This is a genomic window from Azoarcus sp. KH32C (genome assembly GCF_000349945.1).
GTDB lineage: Bacteria > Pseudomonadota > Gammaproteobacteria > Burkholderiales > Rhodocyclaceae > Aromatoleum.
The window spans coordinates 428,760-446,323 of record NC_020516.1 but is presented as its reverse complement, the minus strand read 5'-3'; the positions used below and the strand labels follow the sequence as shown (position 1 = coordinate 446,323).

The 17,564-nt window shown below is 66.7% G+C and carries 11 protein-coding genes; 8 read left to right on the top strand and 3 right to left on the bottom strand.

Annotated features, from left to right (window positions below):
• The 3 genes from AZKH_RS01915 to AZKH_RS01905 are packed head-to-tail and all read right to left on the bottom strand — an operon-like array spanning position 1 to position 3,901.
• Positions 1–1,422, bottom strand: coding sequence for a radical SAM protein (locus tag AZKH_RS01915; protein WP_015434042.1), 1,422 nt, complete (start codon positions 1,420–1,422; stop codon positions 1–3).
• Positions 1,419–2,624, bottom strand: a complete 1,206-nt coding sequence (locus tag AZKH_RS01910; RefSeq protein ID WP_015434041.1) for a DegT/DnrJ/EryC1/StrS aminotransferase family protein — start codon at positions 2,622–2,624, stop codon at positions 1,419–1,421. Before AZKH_RS01910 ends, AZKH_RS01915 begins: the two co-directional genes overlap by 4 nt.
• Entirely contained in the window at positions 2,621–3,901 is a 1,281-nt protein-coding gene (locus AZKH_RS01905; protein WP_015434040.1) for a glycosyltransferase family 9 protein, read from the bottom strand. The genes AZKH_RS01910 and AZKH_RS01905 overlap by 4 nt, the downstream gene beginning before the upstream one ends.
• A gap of 333 nt (positions 3,902–4,234) precedes the next feature.
• On the opposite strand from AZKH_RS01905, the gene AZKH_RS01900 reads away from it, so the two are divergent.
• The 8 genes from AZKH_RS01900 to AZKH_RS01865 all read left to right on the top strand — a co-directional run bounded on the left by AZKH_RS01900 (position 4,235) and on the right by AZKH_RS01865 (position 17,556).
• Complete coding sequence (locus AZKH_RS01900; RefSeq protein ID WP_015434039.1) at positions 4,235–5,674, top strand: diguanylate cyclase; 1,440 nt, start codon at positions 4,235–4,237, stop codon at positions 5,672–5,674.
• 228 nt (positions 5,675–5,902) lie between these two features.
• On the top strand, positions 5,903–8,575 hold the full coding sequence (locus AZKH_RS01895; protein WP_015434038.1) for a cytochrome c3 family protein: 2,673 nt from the start codon (positions 5,903–5,905) through the stop codon (positions 8,573–8,575).
• A gap of 61 nt (positions 8,576–8,636) precedes the next feature.
• The gene (locus AZKH_RS01890) at positions 8,637–9,851 is read left to right on the top strand and encodes a glycosyltransferase family 87 protein (protein WP_015434037.1); all 1,215 of its coding nucleotides are present in this window, start codon (positions 8,637–8,639) and stop codon (positions 9,849–9,851) included.
• A 129-nt stretch (positions 9,852–9,980) separates the two neighbouring features.
• Positions 9,981–11,357, top strand: a complete 1,377-nt coding sequence (locus tag AZKH_RS01885) for a hypothetical protein (RefSeq protein WP_015434036.1) — start codon at positions 9,981–9,983, stop codon at positions 11,355–11,357.
• Between the two features lie 138 nt (positions 11,358–11,495).
• Entirely contained in the window at positions 11,496–13,088 is a 1,593-nt protein-coding gene (locus AZKH_RS01880) for a B12-binding domain-containing radical SAM protein (protein WP_015434035.1), read from the top strand.
• Positions 13,089–13,151: 63 nt separating this feature from the next.
• Positions 13,152–15,704, top strand: a complete 2,553-nt coding sequence (locus tag AZKH_RS01875; protein ID WP_156822027.1) for a multiheme c-type cytochrome — start codon at positions 13,152–13,154, stop codon at positions 15,702–15,704.
• A gap of 41 nt (positions 15,705–15,745) precedes the next feature.
• A complete protein-coding gene (locus AZKH_RS01870; RefSeq protein ID WP_156822026.1) occupies positions 15,746–16,714 on the top strand; it encodes a cytochrome c biogenesis protein ResB in 969 nt (322 codons plus the stop codon).
• A complete protein-coding gene (locus AZKH_RS01865; protein WP_015434032.1) occupies positions 16,711–17,556 on the top strand; it encodes an SUMF1/EgtB/PvdO family nonheme iron enzyme in 846 nt (281 codons plus the stop codon). Before AZKH_RS01870 ends, AZKH_RS01865 begins: the two co-directional genes overlap by 4 nt.
• The last annotated feature ends 8 nt before the right edge of the window (positions 17,557–17,564 follow it).

Genomic DNA, 17,564 nt, shown 5'->3' with positions numbered 1-17,564 from the left:
CTACGTCCGCAGCAAATAGCCGACCGTCGCCGGCAGACGTGCGAGCGTCGCCGGCGACAGGTAATGCCGCCAATACCGCGCGACGTGCCGGACGACGAAGCCCGGCCGAAGATAGAACTCGCGGTAGAAGCGGCGCTGCAGCGCGGCCAGTTCGCGGTCGGGAATCTCGCTGCAGTTGGTAGTCGAATCCAGGTAGTGGTATTCGTCCCCGCGCGCACGGGCGCTTTCCGGCAGCTCGCCCCATAGCGGAACGTCGGGGTAAGCCTGGTAGCGCTGCACCTGCACGTAGTCCGGCCGGATGCGGCGCGCGAGCGCCAGGCTCGCCTGGGCATCCGCGACCGTCTCGCCCGGCATCCCGATCATGAGCAGCGCCACCGATCCGATGCCGGCCACTTCGAGCCGGGCGAAACCCTCCTCGGTCGCCCGCAGCCATCCGTCGCCGTCGCCGGTCTTGCCCAGCCGCTCGACCAGCCGCGCCGACCCGCTATCCACGCCGACCTTGAGCAGCATCGCGCCCGCCGCGGCCGCCGCCGCAACGCGCTCGTCGTCGAGCTCGTCGGGCCGCGCGTTCGCCATCCATGGCATTCGCACGCCGCGGCGCACGAGTTCGTCCGCGAGTTGCAGGAAGCGGACGCGGTGCACCAGCAGCGAATCATCCTCGAAGGAAATCGCCTGCACGCCTTCGTCCTGCATCGCCAGCACTTCGTCGACGACCGCGCCGACGGTCCGCGCCCGCAGGTCCCGTCCGACGCTCTTGCGCACGATCGCCGTGCAATGGCGGCATGGACGGGGACAACCCCACGCCGTTAGCACGTAGCCCCAGCGCGATACCGCCCCGCGGCGCTGCACCGGGAAGGGGAAGGCGTAATCGCGCATTTCGTCCGCTTCGACACGCGGCGGGGGTAGCGCGTCCGGTTCCTGCACGAGCATGACGTTGCCGAGCGCGACGCGTTGTCGCCAGCCGCTACGCAGGTGCGCCAGCTCCTCGCCGGCGAGCAAGCGGAGGAGCAGGCGCGGCGCCTCCTCTTCGGCCTCCCCCGGAATCGCCAGATCGTAGGCCTCATCCCAGCCCGCAAAGCCGGCACGCGCGAAATGCTGCACCTGCTGCCCGATCGCGATCGTGACGACGCCGGCCGCCCGCAGCCGGCTCGCCACCCTTACGGCCTCGCCGATGCACCAGGTCACACCGCGGATCACCGCATAGCGCGGCCGCAGCGCCAGCACGCGGCACACGAAGTCGTCGACCGAAAACCGCTCCAGCCAGCCGTCGAGCAGCGGTACCGGCGCGTGCAGCGCGGCCTCCAGCCCGGCCTGGATGTATTTGAGGTCGAGCGCAGGATGCAGATGTCGCGGATGCCCCGTGTGCCGCCCGGCCTCGCGGTCGACACGCAACAACACGACCGGGCTCGCGGACGCGCTCATTTCACTTCCTGCGCGAGGCGGCCCAGCGTCGCGACGACGCGCCGGAAACGCCGCTCGGACAGCCCCGGATACAAAGGCAACAACACGGCCTGCCGGAACGCGCGCGCCGCTCCCGGACAATCGTCGAAACCGAGCATCGCCGCCGTGTCGTCCATCACTTCGCTGCCGACGCCGAGATCGAGCCCGTCACGCAAGGCCGCCTGCCGCAACGCGCCGATGTCGCCATCGAAGCGCGCGACGAAGTTGTAGAAGGCGGCCTTGCCGTGATCGCCGCGTTGCTGCCGCTCGAAACGCGCCGGCAACTGCGCCGCCATCGCCTCCCAGCGCGCGTTCAGCGTCTGTTGCCGGACCGCGAGACGCGCGAGCTTGCGCAGGCCCAGACGCGCCTGGAAAGCACTGAAAGCGGCCGGATTGCCGCGCACTCGGTCATGCGCGCGACGGTAGAACTTCTCGAAGCCGCCCGCCACGCGATCCGAGAACATCCAGCGCGCGAGCAAGGCATAGGCGGGGCTGCGGATCACGGCCTCCTCGGCGAACTTCAACAACATCTTGCGCACGGGCGGCCACTCGCGCCTGGGCCGGTCGGCGACGCGCGCGCGGATGCGGGCGGCGAGCTCGTCGTCCGCGGTCGTCAACACGCCGCCGCCAAAGGTCGCCACCGCCTTCGTCGCCTCCAGGCTGAACAGCGCCGCGCGGCCGAAGCTCCCCACCGGTCGCCCCTCGCACTGCGCGCCCAGCGCGTGCGCACAATCCTCGATCACCGCGAGCCTATGTGCGTCGGCGACGGCGCAGATCGCGCCGATATCGCAGGGCGCACCCAGCAGATGCACGACGAAGATGCCCCGCGTGCGCGGGCCGATGCGTGCGGCGACGCGGTCGGCCGTGACGTTGAAAGTGGCCGGATCGATGTCCGCCGGCACCGCCACGATGCCGCGCGCCCGGATCAAGGGCACCAGTTCGCCGAGCGTGTAGGCGGGGATGACAAGCTCGTCACCGGGCGCGAAGCCCAGGCCGTCGAGAATCAGGCCGAGCGCATCGCGCCCGCTCGCCGTTACGATCGCATGCGGCACGCCGATCGCCGCTGCAAACGCCCGCTCGAAGGCCCCCACCTGCTCCGCGGCGAGCGCCGGCGACACCGCGAGCGCGCGCAAGGCATCGCCCAGGTCGGCCCACTCGAATGCGATTCGACGACGGGGAATCATGCGGCCACCGTCTCCGGGCATTCCCGCGCCGCATCGCCGCGCAGCGCCGGCTCGCCGAGCACCCGGCACAGCGCGGCGAATACGTCGTCGACGGCAATCCCCTGCATGCACAGATTGTTCGTGCAGCGGGTGCGGCGCTGATTGTTGACGTTGACGCACGGCGAGCACGGCAGCGCCGCACTCAGCACCGTCGCGTCGCCCAAGGGGCGAAACAGCGTCGGCGTTTCCGGACCGAACAGCACGACGACCGGCAAATCGGTCACGGCGGCGAAGTGCGCGGGACCGGAGTCGTTGCTCACCATCGCCGCGGCCAGAGCGAAGAGTGCGGGAAGCTCACCGAGCGAGAACTGTCCCGCGACGTCCACGCACCGGGCATCCGAAACCTGCCCCGCGACCGCCATCGTCGTCGCCCTGTCCTCGCCGGCGCCGATCAGCAGCACCTGCGCATCCCCGAAACGCTCCAGCACCGCCTGGATCAAAGCCACGAAACGCTCCTCGGGCCAGCGCCGCTGCGGCAATAAGGCACTCGCATTGGCGTTCACCAGCACCAGCCGCGCGCCGGCCTCCACCGTCTTCGGCGCCAGCCGGCGCAACTTGCCGTGCACCGCCCGGCGCTCCGCCTCCTCGACGATGCGGCGGCGCACCCTCGGCAGCAGGCGTTCGACCGGCATCTCTCGCACGGCAAGCGGCGCCGGTCCGTCGCGCAACAGCGCATCGACGAGCATCATGTAGTTCTGCGCCATATGCAGTCGCGGATCGAAGGCGACCGGACGCGAAAAGAGATCGCCCCGATACAGACCGATTCCTGCGAAACGATGGAATCCGGCCCGCCGCCGCACCCCGGTCAGGAAGCACAGCGCGGCGCTGAGGCGCGAGAAGAGCTCCAGGTCGACGATCGCATCGATGCGCATCGTACGCGCCCACCACAGGAAGCGGCATGCGTCGACGAGCAGCGACAGCACGCCGTCCGTCCGCACGCCGAACACCCGCTCGTCGGGAATGCTGCCTGCAATCGCAAGGCTCGCCCGATTGCGGGCGAAGGTCAGGCAGTGCAATCGCGCATCGCTGCGTGCCGCCACGGCGCGCATCGCCGGATCCGCCAGCACCATGCTTCCGGACTCGGCCAGCTGGACGAACAGGATCCGACGCACTTCGGCGCCCTCCCCCGCCGCACGCCCCCCGAATGCCCGTCCGAGCCGCTGCAGACCGGTCAGGAAGGCGCACAGAGGAACCCCGACGAGCCGGTCGACATGCCGCATGGCTGCATGACCGATCATCGCGCGTGAACTCCTCGTGGAACAGGATGCAGGCAAACTGGCAGACGACGTTGCATGTCGGATGGATCTACAGAAATGGCACGGGCATCTTTGCGTCTGCGCTGAGCAGGGCGCACAGCGGCGAAAGGATCGACACCACGCGGGGCGCCGCGCAAGAGGCTCGTGCGGAAATTCATTCGGGCGCTGTGATGGCGCAAATATACCGCGTCTGGCCACGGCGACGTGACCCGTCGCACGCCAAATACCGATTTCTCCCGTTAGAATTGTGGGTAATGTTGCCTCCCCCGAAGTCGGGGGTTGGCGATCACCCCTATCATGTACGGAGAAACGGGAATGAGCGGAATTGCAGATTCGTCGGCCGGCGAAGCCGAGGATCCCCGCACATCCCTGCTGCACTCGCTCGTCGATCAGTCCCCCGCACTGATCGCCATCCGCGGACGCGACGGTGAGTACCTGTATGCCAACAGCGCCTTTGCAAAGGCGCTCGGCGTGCCGTCCGAATCGCTGCTCGGGCGCCGGGAAGACGAGCTCTCCCGGGGCCCCCTTTCGCCGCATGTACTGCGCGTCGGCGGCGCCGCGAACGACACCGACGTCACCCACACCGAGGAAGAAGCCGAATTCGGCCTGCGCACGCGGCGCTTCGTCGTCACGCGCTTTCCGATTCGCGACGCAGCGGGGGAGGCGGCTGCGCGCGGCATGATCGCGACCGAACTGTCGCCCGCCCTCCCGCAGACGCCTGACACTCCCACAGACGTCCCGGCCGACGAGCAAACCGAAATGGCGTCCGCCGAAGCGCGCCACGCCGAACTGCTGCGCGCGCTCGAACAGATGGAGCGCCTCGCCTACACCGATCGCCTCACCGGCGCGTGGAACCGGCGCCATCTCGAAGACGCCGCGCTGCTCGAGATGTCGCGCGCCGAACGCCACGGGCACCCGGTATCGCTGATGGTCCTCGACGTCGACCACTTCAAGGACATCAACGACCATTTCGGCCACGCCATCGGCGACTACGTCCTGGTCGAACTCGTGCGCAGCATCCGCACCGACATCCGCCGCGCGGACACCATCACGCGCTGGGGCGGCGAGGAATTTGTCGTCCTCGCGCCGGACGCCTCGCTGCACGAAGCCGAACAACTCGCCCACAAGCTGCGCGACCGCGTCGCCGAATCCCGGCTATCGAGCGCCGGCCACGTCACCGTCAGCATCGGCGTCGCCGAATACCAATGCGGCGAAAGCTTCGAGGACTGGTTCGAGCGGGCCGACCATGCGATGTACCGCGCGAAGGCCGACGGCCGCAATCGCGTAGAGTGCGACCCGCTGACGGCCTTCTCGCCCGACGGTACCCGCAAGAGCAAGTCGCCCATACAACTCGTCTGGCGCAACAGCTACTGCAGCGGCGACCCGCACGTCGACCGGCAACACCGCCAGCTCTTCGACCACGCCAACCACCTGCTGCAGGCCATCATCGCGCACGCGCCGCGCGCACATATACTGGAGATCGCGCGCGTGCTGATGGTCGACATCTCCACGCACTTCGCTGACGAGGAGCGCCTCCATGCAAGGATCGGTTTTCCCGAGCGCGTTGCCCACGCCGCCGAGCACGCCCACTTGCTCGACAAGGCGAGCCGCCTCTTCCGCGAAGCCGGGGAGGATCTGCCGGTCGCTGAAGTCTTTCACTTTCTCGCGTATGAAGTCGTGGCGCAGCACTTGGTCGGAGCAGACCGCCACTACTTCCCCTACCTCGAAGACGGCGGCGACCACCCGCGCGCCTGACCTGCTCGCAGCGCGCGCCCCGGGGCACCTTGCATTCCCGCGACCGTCCCGGATAATGGCCCGCGAATGCCTCGCAAGAAGGCACGCACGCGGGCTTACGGGGCATACCCCGGCGAGACCGGAACTCAAAAGACGGCCAGCAGTCGACAGGGCAGTCGGGGCACGCCCGACCGGTGCCTTCCACTGCCTTACAGACCGCAGTGGAAGTTAACGCGTAACCCCGACGCCATGGACAATCCGGAAAATTCAGACACGTGCGGCCCTGCCTGCGACGAGCGGCTCGCACTCGCTCCCTCCAATCCAGGCGCCTGCCCGACCCGCGCTCGTCGTACACTTTCCTCCTTCCGCGAAAGGTTCGACGACACCCGCTTCAGCCTCTCCCGATTCGCCGTCCTCCTTGCCGTGCTGCTCGGTGCGGTCAGCATCGTGCCGTCCGCGAGCGGCCAGCAGGCCAACATCGCCAATACCAAGCACAACCTGTCCGCTTCAGGCCCCGGCACCGTCAAGGCCACCACGGAGAGCCAGATCTGCGTCTTCTGCCACACGCCCCACGCCGCGAACACGAGCGCTCCATCACCAATCTGGAACCGGAGCCTGTCGAGCGCGACGTACACGCCATACACGTCCAACTCGCTCGACGCGCAGACGATCTTCGGCGCCCTCTCGCAGCCGGGCGGAAGCTCGAAGCTGTGCCTGTCCTGCCATGACGGTACGATGGCGCTCGGCACGGTCGGCGTACTGGGCGGCAAGGCCAACCAGACCATCACGATGACGGGCACCGGGACCGGCGGCACGATGCCGGCCGGCACGCAGGGCGCCACCACCGGCTTCACCCGCAACCTCGGCATAGACCTGCGCAACGACCACCCGATCTCGTTCACCTTCAACGACACGCTCGCGACCGCGGACGGCGAATTGCGGCACATGGATTCCCAACAGCGCTATCCGTCCGGCACCGGCACCGTGATCGGCATCCGCAGCGCAGGCTACAAGCCGCTGCTGCCCCTGCAGCCCACCGGCACCGCCGGCGCGGGCCAGGTGCAGTGCACAACCTGCCACGATCCCCACCTCAACGTCTCGAAATTCCTGCGCCTGAACCGCTTCCAAAGCGTGGCGCCCGCAGGCGGGGAATTCATTCCCGCCAGCGACCAGATCTGTCTTGGCTGCCACAACAAGCTGGGCACGGCCTGGTCCGACTCCTCGCACGCGTCGCAGACGATCGGCGACGAAACTTACAAGACCGATGCCGCAAACCTGCGGGAGTTTCCGACAACGACCCAGGTCTGGCAGGCAGGCTGCCTGAACTGCCATGACACGCATGCCGTGCAAGGCACCCGCCGCCTCTTGCGCGAAGGCGTTGGCGGAAGCAGCGGCGGGACGGGGACCGCCACCTACAAGCTCGGTTTCGATTCAACCTCCGCCCCGAATAGCGTCTCCGCCATTGAGGAGACCTGCTACCAATGCCATACGACGGCGGCGGAGAGCGTGATCGGCACGGTCGCAGGCAGCACCGTGCCCGATATCAAGACCGACTTCAACCTGCTGCGCCACATGCCGATCAAGACCAGCGAACAAAACGCCGGGGTCGAAGCGCATGACATCCAGAACGGAGATTTCACCGAAGCGCGCACTGCGCTGGGGCAACTGGATCTCAAGAACCGCCATGCAGAATGCACCGACTGCCACGTTCCGCACCGGGTGACTCGCAACAGCCTGTTCAACCGCCAAGGCGCTAATCAACGCACGCATCAGCCCGGCGGCACGACGGGCAATCTCGCATCCGGCGCGCTGCGCGGCGCCTTCGGCGTCGAGCCGGTCTACGGCTCGCACAGCTTCTTCTCGCTACCCAGCAGTTTCACGGACAAGCGGGGCGACGGCGGCGTCGGCGCCAGTACCGCCGTCAGCAGCACCTGGGTGACGCGCGAATACCAAGTCTGTCTCAAGTGCCATTCCGACTACGCCTACACCGACGACAACGTCCTGCCGAGCGGCAACACGCGGCCGCTGCTCAATGGCAGCGCCGGCGGCAATACCACCACGACGCCCTACACGGCGACCGAACGGAGCAATTACACCCGCTACACGAACCAGGCACGCGAATTCCAGGCGCCGGTCTCGCACCAGGGTGCACCAGGCAGTCTCGGCACCGACGCGGGCGCGGGGTACAACACCAACAACCACCGCTCGTGGCACCCGGTCATGCTCAACACCGGCCGCACCACGGCGCTGCGCAACGGCGCGAGCGCCAACGCCTGGCTCGCCCCGTGGAACGCGAACGTCGGCAACAACACGATGCATTGCACCGACTGTCATGGCAACGCTACCGCGGTCGGCACCATCACGCCGTCGGGCACCAATCCCTGGGGCCCGCACGGCTCGACCAACGACTTCCTCCTCAAGGCCCCGTTCAAGACCACCAGCGGCAGCGACAACACGACCGGCACGCTGTGCTTCCGCTGCCACAGCACGACTGCGGGCTACGGCCAGGACGGCGGAACTCGCACGGGCTTCTACAACAGCAGCCGCGGCGACCTGCACTCCTATCACATCAACAGGATCGGCAAGATCCGCTGCAACTGGTGCCACGTCGCCGTCGTGCACGGCTGGAAGAACAAGTCCTTCCTGGTCAATCTGAACGACGTCAGCACTGAAGCGGGCCAGAGCGGCAGCAAGGAAGTCGCGACGAACGGCAGCAGCAGCAACTACAGCGTCGGCCCCTACTACCGCAACGCCAAGCTCAAGATCATCAATTTCCGCCAGAACGCAGACTGGGCGGACACCGACTGCGGCTCGGCCGGCAAGACAGGCACCAACCTCATCGCCAACAGCCAGAACAGCACGAGCAACACGGTCGACACCGGCAAGAACTGGATGACGACCACCTGCTCGAATCCACCGTAATGACGTGCATCGGCGTGTGCGATCAATGCCCCGCGCCGAATGACAACGGGGGGCCACGGCATTGATCACCCTCCGCAAGACAGCGCTGCTCGTCGCCGCCCTATGGCTCCTCGTCGCAGCCTATGCAGCCTTAATTGCATGGGAGCACATCCAGGGCACGAGACGCGCCCGCAACGGTGAAACGCCGCTCTACACCGACTACACGCCGACTTACGCAGCCTCCCTGCTGATCCGCCGACTGCCGCCTGAAAACCTGTACTTGCCGCGCCCCATGGCCGCAGCCGAACGCGAAGCAGCCAAGGCCCAGTACGCCGGCATCACTGATGAGCAGGCACGCGCGGTCGGCTTCTCCGCCTGGATGTACCCGCCGACCTTCATCCTGCTGGTCGCACCGCTGGCCGCGCTGCCCTACCTCGCATCGTGGTTCGCGTGGATCGCGCTGACCGCCCTGCCCTACCTGGCCGCGATGCGCCGGATCCTGCCAGCGCCCCTCGCCTGGCCGTTCGCGCTGGCCGCGCCGCCGACCTTCTTCAACGTCATGTACGGCCAGACCGGCTTTCTCACGAGCGGCCTGATCGGCATGGGCCTGACGCTGCTCGGGTCGCGTCCCGTCGCCGCCGGCATCCTGATCGGACTGGCGAGCTTCAAACCGCATTTCGGCGTCCTCGTCCCCTTCGCCCTCGCGGCCGGCGGCTACTGGCGAACCTTCGCCGCCGCGTCCGCAACCGTGCTTGCAAGCATCGTCGCGAGCGTCATTGCCCTCGGCGACGATCCCTGGCTCGCCTTCATCGGCACCTCGCAATTCCACCTCGAAGGCTTCGCCGCCGGTGCCTTCAACTTCGCACCAATGACAACCGTGCTCGCGACCCTGCGCATGGCAGGCGCCTCGCTCGACTCCGCGTGGACTGCGCAGTACATCGTCGCCGCGCTGATGGTGCTGATTGTGCTCTGGACCTGGCGGCGCGGCCGCTCCCGCCCCGACACGCTCGGCCTTCAATGCGCCACGCTGTGCCTTGCGACGCCGCTCGCGATTCCGATGGCCTACCTCTACGACCTCGCCCTGATCGTGCCGGCCGCCGCGTGGCTGTGGGTCGACTTGGGCCGACGCGACGCACCGGCCGCCGAAAAGGCCTTCTTCGGGGTCGCGATGGCGTCCCTGCTCAGCGTCAAAGCCATCGCCACCACCTTCGGCATCCAGATCGGCGCAGTCATCCTCGCAGTGCTGCTCGGCCTGACGCTGCGCCGGTACTTGTCCGCATTGCGCTCGCCGCCATAGTCGCTGGCGCCGCTACAGTTCGATTGCCATCATCATGCACGCATTGGTACAGTCGCGCGTGCCGACCCGGCATTCCTTCCCCCACCCGCTCGCGCATCGTCCCGGGCGGACCCTCGGCTGACCCTCGCGATGAACGACCAGACCCTCTCGACCCCGGCACCGGATGCCCAACGCGACCGCCTTGCCGGACGCATCCGCGCGATGATCGCCGCGGGCGTGGATGGCGACCGCACGCCCTTCGACGCCCTCGCGCTGGAAGTCTTCGCCTGGCAATACGCCCACAACACGCCCTACCGCGAGTTCTGCGATGCGAAGGGCATCCGTCCCGAGAACATCGCCCGCTGGCAGGACATCCCCGCCTTCCCGACCGACAGCTTCAAGACCGACGTCGTCACCTCGTTTCCGCCCGAGCAGGCCGTGATGGCGCAGATCACCAGCGGCACCACCGCGAATCGGCGCGGCCAGATCTTCCGCGATGAGATCGGGCGCGAGCTGATCCTGACGGCCAACCGCGTGATGACGGCGGCCTACCTTTTCCCGGACTTCCAGCAAGGACAGCGCTGCCGCGTCCTGATCCTCGCGCCGAGCCCCGAGATGGCCCCGTCGATGGGCATGGCCGTCGGCATGGACGAAACCCGCCGCCACTTCGGCACCGCCGACAGCCGCTTCCTGCTCGACTACTCCGGCCTCGACATCAAGGGCCTGATCGCGGCCCTCGAACAGTCCGAAGCCACGGGTGTGCCGGTCGCGATGATCGGCTCGACCTCCGCCTTCGTGTACTTCTTCAACGCCTGCAAGGCCCGCGGGCTCGCCTTCCGGCTTCCGCCGGGCAGTCGCATCGGCGACGGCGGCGGCTATCGCGGACGCTTCGGCGAACTCACCCAGGACGACTACTACCGCCTCGCCGCCGAAGTCCTCGGCCTGCCCGCCTCGCACTGCGTCAACGTGCTCGGCATGGCCGAAAGCGCCACCAACTACTTTGACGACACGCTGCGCGCCGCCATCCGCGGCACCCACTCCAAACGCCGCCGCGCCACCCCTCCCTGGGCGCGCGTGGCCGCCGTCGGCCTCGACGACCTGCAGCCGCTGCCGCCGGGCGAAATCGGCCTGCTGCGCCACTACGACCTCGCGAACCTCCCGACTGTCCTCGCCGTGCAAACCGACAACCTCGGCTATATCGAAGACGACGGTCACTTTCAGATCGTCGGCCGCGCCCGCGTCGTCGACGGCAAGGTCACTCCGCTGCCGAGCGAACGCGTCGTCGGCCCGATGGGCGACAAGCGCATCTTCCGCTTCCTCGAGGCCTATGTGAATTTCTCGATCCGCTTCAAGATGGGACTCGCCCGTGCCCGGCACCCCTCGTCGACGGCGGTCGGCACGCAGGCCTTGCCGATGATCCCCCCTTCATGCCCGTGCGACCAGCTGACCGAAGAGGTGCTTGCCAACCCGGTCGCGCGCGACCCGCAGGACGCACCACGCCCTGCGCCGGGTCCCGCGACACGCTGATTCGTCGTGCGCTGGCCGCCGTAACACGGCGGCGCAGCATCTTCCGTCCGGCCCATTGACGTACGTCAAACCGGCAGCGGTGGCGCTCGCCTACCATCCCAAGGTTAGGCCCCCAACATATCCCGCTGCCGGAAAACAATGAAAAGACCCGATACCCCAATCACTTTCATCCCCCCGCCGCGCAACACACCGGCGACTCCTCGTCGGCGCAAGATCAAGCGCGTCGCACTCGTCACCGTCCCCTACCACTCGGGGGTCGTCGAATCGGCCGGCACCTGGCTCAACGTCGGCTTCGTCTACATCGCCGGCGCCCTGCGCGCCGCAGGCTATGAAGTCGATTATTACGATGCCATGTCCCTGTGGCACAAGGAAGACGACATCCGCAAGCGGCTCGAGGACTTCCGGCCCGATGTCGTCTGCACCTCCGCGTTCACTGCCGCGATCGTCGCCGCCACCGGCCTGCTTCGCCTCGCCAAGCAAGTCGACCCCGAGATCGTCACCGTCATCGGCAACGTGCACGCCACGTTCTGCTACCCGGAGATGCTCGAAGCCGACCACGACGCAATCGACTTCGTCGTGCGCGGCGAGGGCGAGCGCACGCTGCCGGAACTCCTCAACTGCCTCAACGCCGGCGACGACCCCGCCAAGGTCGCCGGCATCGCCTTCCTGCACGAAGGCAAGGTCATCGCCACCCGCTCTGCCGCCTTCATCCGCGACCTCGACTCACTACCCACCGCCTGGGACCTCGTCGAGTGGCCGATCTACAAGTACCGCGCCAAGAACGACGCCCGCCTCGCCATCGTCTCCTCCGCACGCGGCTGCCAGCAGGACTGCTCCTTCTGCTCGCAAAAGCTTTTCTGGCGCCGCGGCTGGCGCGCACGCAGCCCGGAGAACTTCGTCGCTGAAATCGAAATGCTGCACCAGAAGTACGGCGTCCAGGTCGCGATGCTCGCCGACGAAATCCCCACGCTCGACCGCGAGCGCTGGATCCGCATCCTCGACCTCATGATCGAGCGCAAGCCCGGCGTGCGCCTGCTGATGGAAACCCGCGTCGACGACATCGTGCGCGACGAGGACATCATGGACCGCTACGCGCTCGCGGGCATCGAGCACATCTACGTCGGCGTCGAAGCCGGCCAGCAGGCCACGCTCGACCTCTTCAAGAAAGGCTCGAAGGCCGAAGACTCGCGCCGCGCGATCGAAATCATCAACGGCGCCGACATCGTCTCCGAGACCTCCTTCGTGCTCGGCATGCCCGGCGACACGCCCGAAACCTTCAAGGAAGCGGTCGAACTCGCCAAGCTCTACAACCCGGACATGGCCTTCTTCCTTGCGATCGCCCCGTGGCCTTATGCCGACCTCTATCCCCAGCTCGAACAACACGTCGCGACCAAGGACTACAGCAAGTACAACCTCGTCCAGCCCGTCGTCAAACCCGACGCGATGACCCTCGAAGAAGTCGAACGCGCCCTGGGCCGCGCCTCGCGCGACTTCTTCATGCACAAGTTCCAGAACCTCGACCAGCTGTCGTCATGGAAGCGCGAATTCATGCTCTCCGTGTTCGACATCCTGATCAACCACTCCTACCTCTCCGGCCAGATGCAGGAAATGGCCGCCGGCCAGCGCATGCCCGAGGCGGTCAAGGAGATGCTGCGCAAGGTCAACGCCCACCGCCGCGATCTGAAATCCAAATCAGGTAGCGAACCGCGCAATTTCGCGCCTATCCCTTAATTCATATAGCATGTGCGGCGCACCATCCTTCCGGACCGACGGCCCGATACCCACGGCAATCCAATGGTTATGAAAAACTTCCGCAAGTCTCATGCCTTCGTGCTGACGGCGCTCGCGCTGTTCGGCTACGTTGCGATCGCCCCCGCACAGCTCAATACCACCGCCAACATCAAGGCGACCAAGCACAACCTTTCGTCGTCCGGAACAGGCTCGGTCAAGGCAACCAGCGAAGATCAGATCTGCGTCTTCTGCCACACCCCGCACGCGGCAAACACCACGGCGCCGTCGCCTCTATGGAACCGCAAGATCGGCGGAGGCACCGCCGACGGCAATACCTACATCGCCACCTATTCGCCCTATCAGTCGAACAGCCTTGACACGACCGACGCCACGCCCGACCCGGTCACCGGCATCAAGACGCTGCCCCAACCCGGCGGCGCATCCAAACTGTGCCTGTCCTGTCACGACGGCACGCTCGCCCTCGGCACGGTCGGTGTGCTCGACGGCAAATCCAATCCGGCCACCGTCGCCGGCCTCACTGGCACGATGCCCGCCGGCACCGGCGTCACCACGGGCTTCACCCGCAACCTCGGCGTCGACCTGCGCAACGATCATCCGATTTCCTTCACCTTCGACAGTAATCTTGCAACGAGCGACGGGGAATTCCGCAGCCCGCCGTACACGACAGGCGGTACCGTGGTCGTCGGAAAACGCAGTTCCGGCGTCAAGCCGATGCTGCCGCTCGACCACGAGGGCAAGGTGCAATGCACGAGCTGTCATGATCCGCACCTCCAAGCCTCCAAATTCTTGCGCCTCAACCGTCTGCAAAAGGTCGTGCCTGCCGGCGGAGACTTCATCGCGGCAAACGACCAGATCTGCCTCGGCTGCCACAACAAGCTTGGCACGACGTGGGCCAATTCCGCCCACGCGAACTCAACGGTTGCCGATGAAAGCTATGCGGACCTCGCGGCCGACCGCCGCGAATTCCCCCGCGGCACGAAGGTCTGGGAAGCGGCCTGCCTGAACTGCCACGATACCCACACGGCACAAGGCACGCGCCGGCTGTTGCGGGAAGGCGTCGACTCGACCGTCGTCGGCACCGATGCCGGCGCCTACCAGACCGGCTCGGCGGCCTCCAACCCGGCCACCGTGTCTGCCATCGAGCAGACCTGCTACCAGTGCCACCAGGGCACGGCGACCAAGGCCGTCGTCGCCGCAACGGGAACCGTGCCCGACATCAAGTTCGAATTCGGCCGCACCACCCACATGCCGATCGTTACCAGCGCACAAGGCGGCGGCGCGGCAACGGAAGAAAAGCACAACATCACCAACGCGGACTTCATCGAGCCGCCGTCCCTGCTCGGGTCGGGGAACCATGGCAACCGCCACGTCGAGTGCACCGACTGCCACAATCCGCACCGCGTGATCCGCAACAGCAAGTTTTACGGCACAAACAGTGACGCAAACAAGGACAAGCGCACCCACGATCTTGCCGGAACGAATGGCAACGTCGCGTCGGGCGTGCTGCGCGGTGCCTGGGGCGTGCAGCCCGTGTACGGGAACATGAGCACCTGGCCTCAGGCTCCTGCGAGCTATGACATCAAGAAGGGCGACCCCGGCAGCTCGACAGACACGGCCAAATCCCAGCCGTATCTCACGCGCGAATACCAGCTGTGCTTCAAGTGCCACTCGGATTATGGCGGCACCTCAGGCGGCAATATGCCGACGATGGGCTATCCGGGAGGCACCGCCTCCAACACCAACGGCATGACCCGCTACACCAACGTCGCCGCCGAATTCGCGGTCTATGCCACCGACACACCCACCTCTGGCACTGACCAGGGCGAGCAGACGAACGCCGGTACCGCCTGCGGCGGTGGCGATTGTGTTCCCACCGGCACCGCGCCCCAATCGAGCGGCGCAGGCGGCAACAATCACCGTTCGTGGCACCCGGTGATGTGGCCGACAGGGCGCGACGTGAAGGAGCGCACGCGAAACAGCAGCGGCACCTTCGACAACGTCCGCTATCCTTTCCTCTCCGGCACCGGCACACAGACGATGTACTGCTCGGACTGCCACGGCGCCTACGGATCGTGGACCCAGGCAGCCGACTCGACCACCACGACGAACGGCCCGGACACAACCAAGGTTCAAGGCCCGCACGGCTCGGACCGCAACTTCATCTTGAAGGGATATTGGGACACCACCCTCACGCCATCGACCACCCGTGGCAGCAACAGCAGCAACGGCATCTGCGGGCGCTGCCACAACCCGGGCGACAACAGCGGCTTCGACGGCTCGTCGTCGGAAGCATCCCACGCCTTTGACGGCAAGACCGTGCGGCCCTGCATGTACTGCCACATTGCGGTCCCGCACGGCTGGAAGAACAAGGCTTTCCTGGTGAACCTGTCGTGCGTCGGCCCTGAAGGCGGGCAGGCAGCGGGCTGCACGGCCGTCGGTAGCACCACCTACAGCAAAGAGACGATTGCCCCCTATTACAACCAGGCCGTGCTGCGCGTGAACGTCTGGCAAGCGAGCGGCAACTGGACCGAGGGCAGCTGCGGCGCGCCGAGTTACAACGGCAAGGACTGGATGTCGAGCGCGTGCGGGTTCTAAGCCCTGCTCCCGGCGCAAGGCGGCAAACACCGCGCTGGGTGGTGCTGCTTGCTTCGCCCAAGCTGTCGGCCGCGTTCTTCGTGGTCATGGCCGGCTGCGCGCTCTGGGCCCGCATCCCGGAGCGCAGCGCCACCCTGGCGATGCTGCTTCCGTTCTCGCTGCTGACCGCCAACCTGCTTGCGGCGATCGTCACGAATCGCCGCTTCCGCGCCGACCTGCCGCTGCTCGTCTTTCACCTGGCTCTACTCGCCCTCGTCGTCACACTCGTCGTAGCGCGACTCACCTACTTCGAAGGCCAGGCGACCGTCACCGGAGGCACCGCCTTCGACGGCAAGCTGATCTCGGAAACGAGCGGCGCATTGCACAGCCGGCGTCTCGACGACCTGCGCTTCACGAATCTCGGATTCACCGAAAACTATCCCGAGCGCGGCCACTACCACGCCACCTACAACCGCGTCCGCTGGCGCGCCGACGGCGCGACTCATACGGCCGATATCGGCGACGACATCCCGCTGATCCTCGCGGGCTATCGCATCTATACGACCCGCCATCGCGGTTTTTCGCCCGTATTCCGCTGGCAGAAGACCGACGGCACCGACGAGTTGGGCACCGTGCAGCTGCGGGACAGCAACAACGGCGCCTTCGCGGGCGCCAACGAATGGCAATTGCCCGACGGCCGGCAAGCCTGGCTGATGGTCGACATCGAAGCGCCCTCAGAAGAACAGACTGGCGCCCATGTCCGTGCCAATCTCGGCGCCGGGTCGGACACCGACCGCCTCATCCTGCGCGTAGGCGACGAACGGCATACCCTTTCCCCCGGCGAGCAACTCGTGCTGCCCGAAGGCACGCTGACCTACGTCCGCCTCGACTCCTGGATGGGCTACCGGATCGTCGCCGACCCGACCAAACCCTGGCTCATCGGCACCATCGCCGTCGCCGTCATTTCGCTTGTCTGGTTCTACTCGCGCATCGTCTTCCGTCCCCTTTCCGCTAAATCGATCCCATCATGAGACCGTTCACTACGCCCCCCGCGGCGCTGATCCTCGCCGGCGCCCTGCTCGGATCGGCCGCGCATGCTGCAAGTCCCGGCACGCCCCGGATCTGGCAGGACCCGCAAGTTGCGATCGAATTCATCCACGTCGAGAAGTCGTGCTACCGGATGGGCAACGATCGGCAAATCCCCCCTGAGGTCGATGGCGGTTGGGTCAGACTGAATTACACACAGTCGCTGTCCCATGACGAAGGCCCGGCGCATGAAGCTTGCCTCGACGCTTACTGGCTCGGCAGCCACGAAATCACGCGCAAGCAATGGCTGAAGGTGATGGGCGCGCTACCCGACGGCGATGCAAGCCTGCCTCAAAACCTGCCGGTGGCACGCGTCACGTGGGAGCAAGCGAACGCCTTCACCGACCGACTCAACGCGCTGTACAAGAACCGCTATCGCTTCCGTCTGCCGACCGAAGCCGAATGGGAATTCGCATGCCGCGGCGCCAACCCGAAGACGCTCGACCAGGGCGTGCCCACGACGCCCGAAGATCTCGCTCTCCAGGCGGTCGCCGACATCCATGCACCTCGCCCCCCCGAACCCGTCGGCAGCCGCAACCCCAACACCGCCGGCTTCTACGACCTGCTCGGCAATGTATGGGAATGGACCGCCGACGATTACGCCCCCGATGCTTACACCAAGCACAGCCTGTATAACCCGCGCTACAAAGCTGGCCTCGACAAGGCCGTCATCCGCGGCGGCAGCGTCCGCACCGAGTTCATGCAGGCGCGCTGCACGATGCGCGGACGCTATCCGAAACAGGACACGCTCGACCATATCGGCCTACGCGTCGTGCGCGAGGAATGAGGACCCTG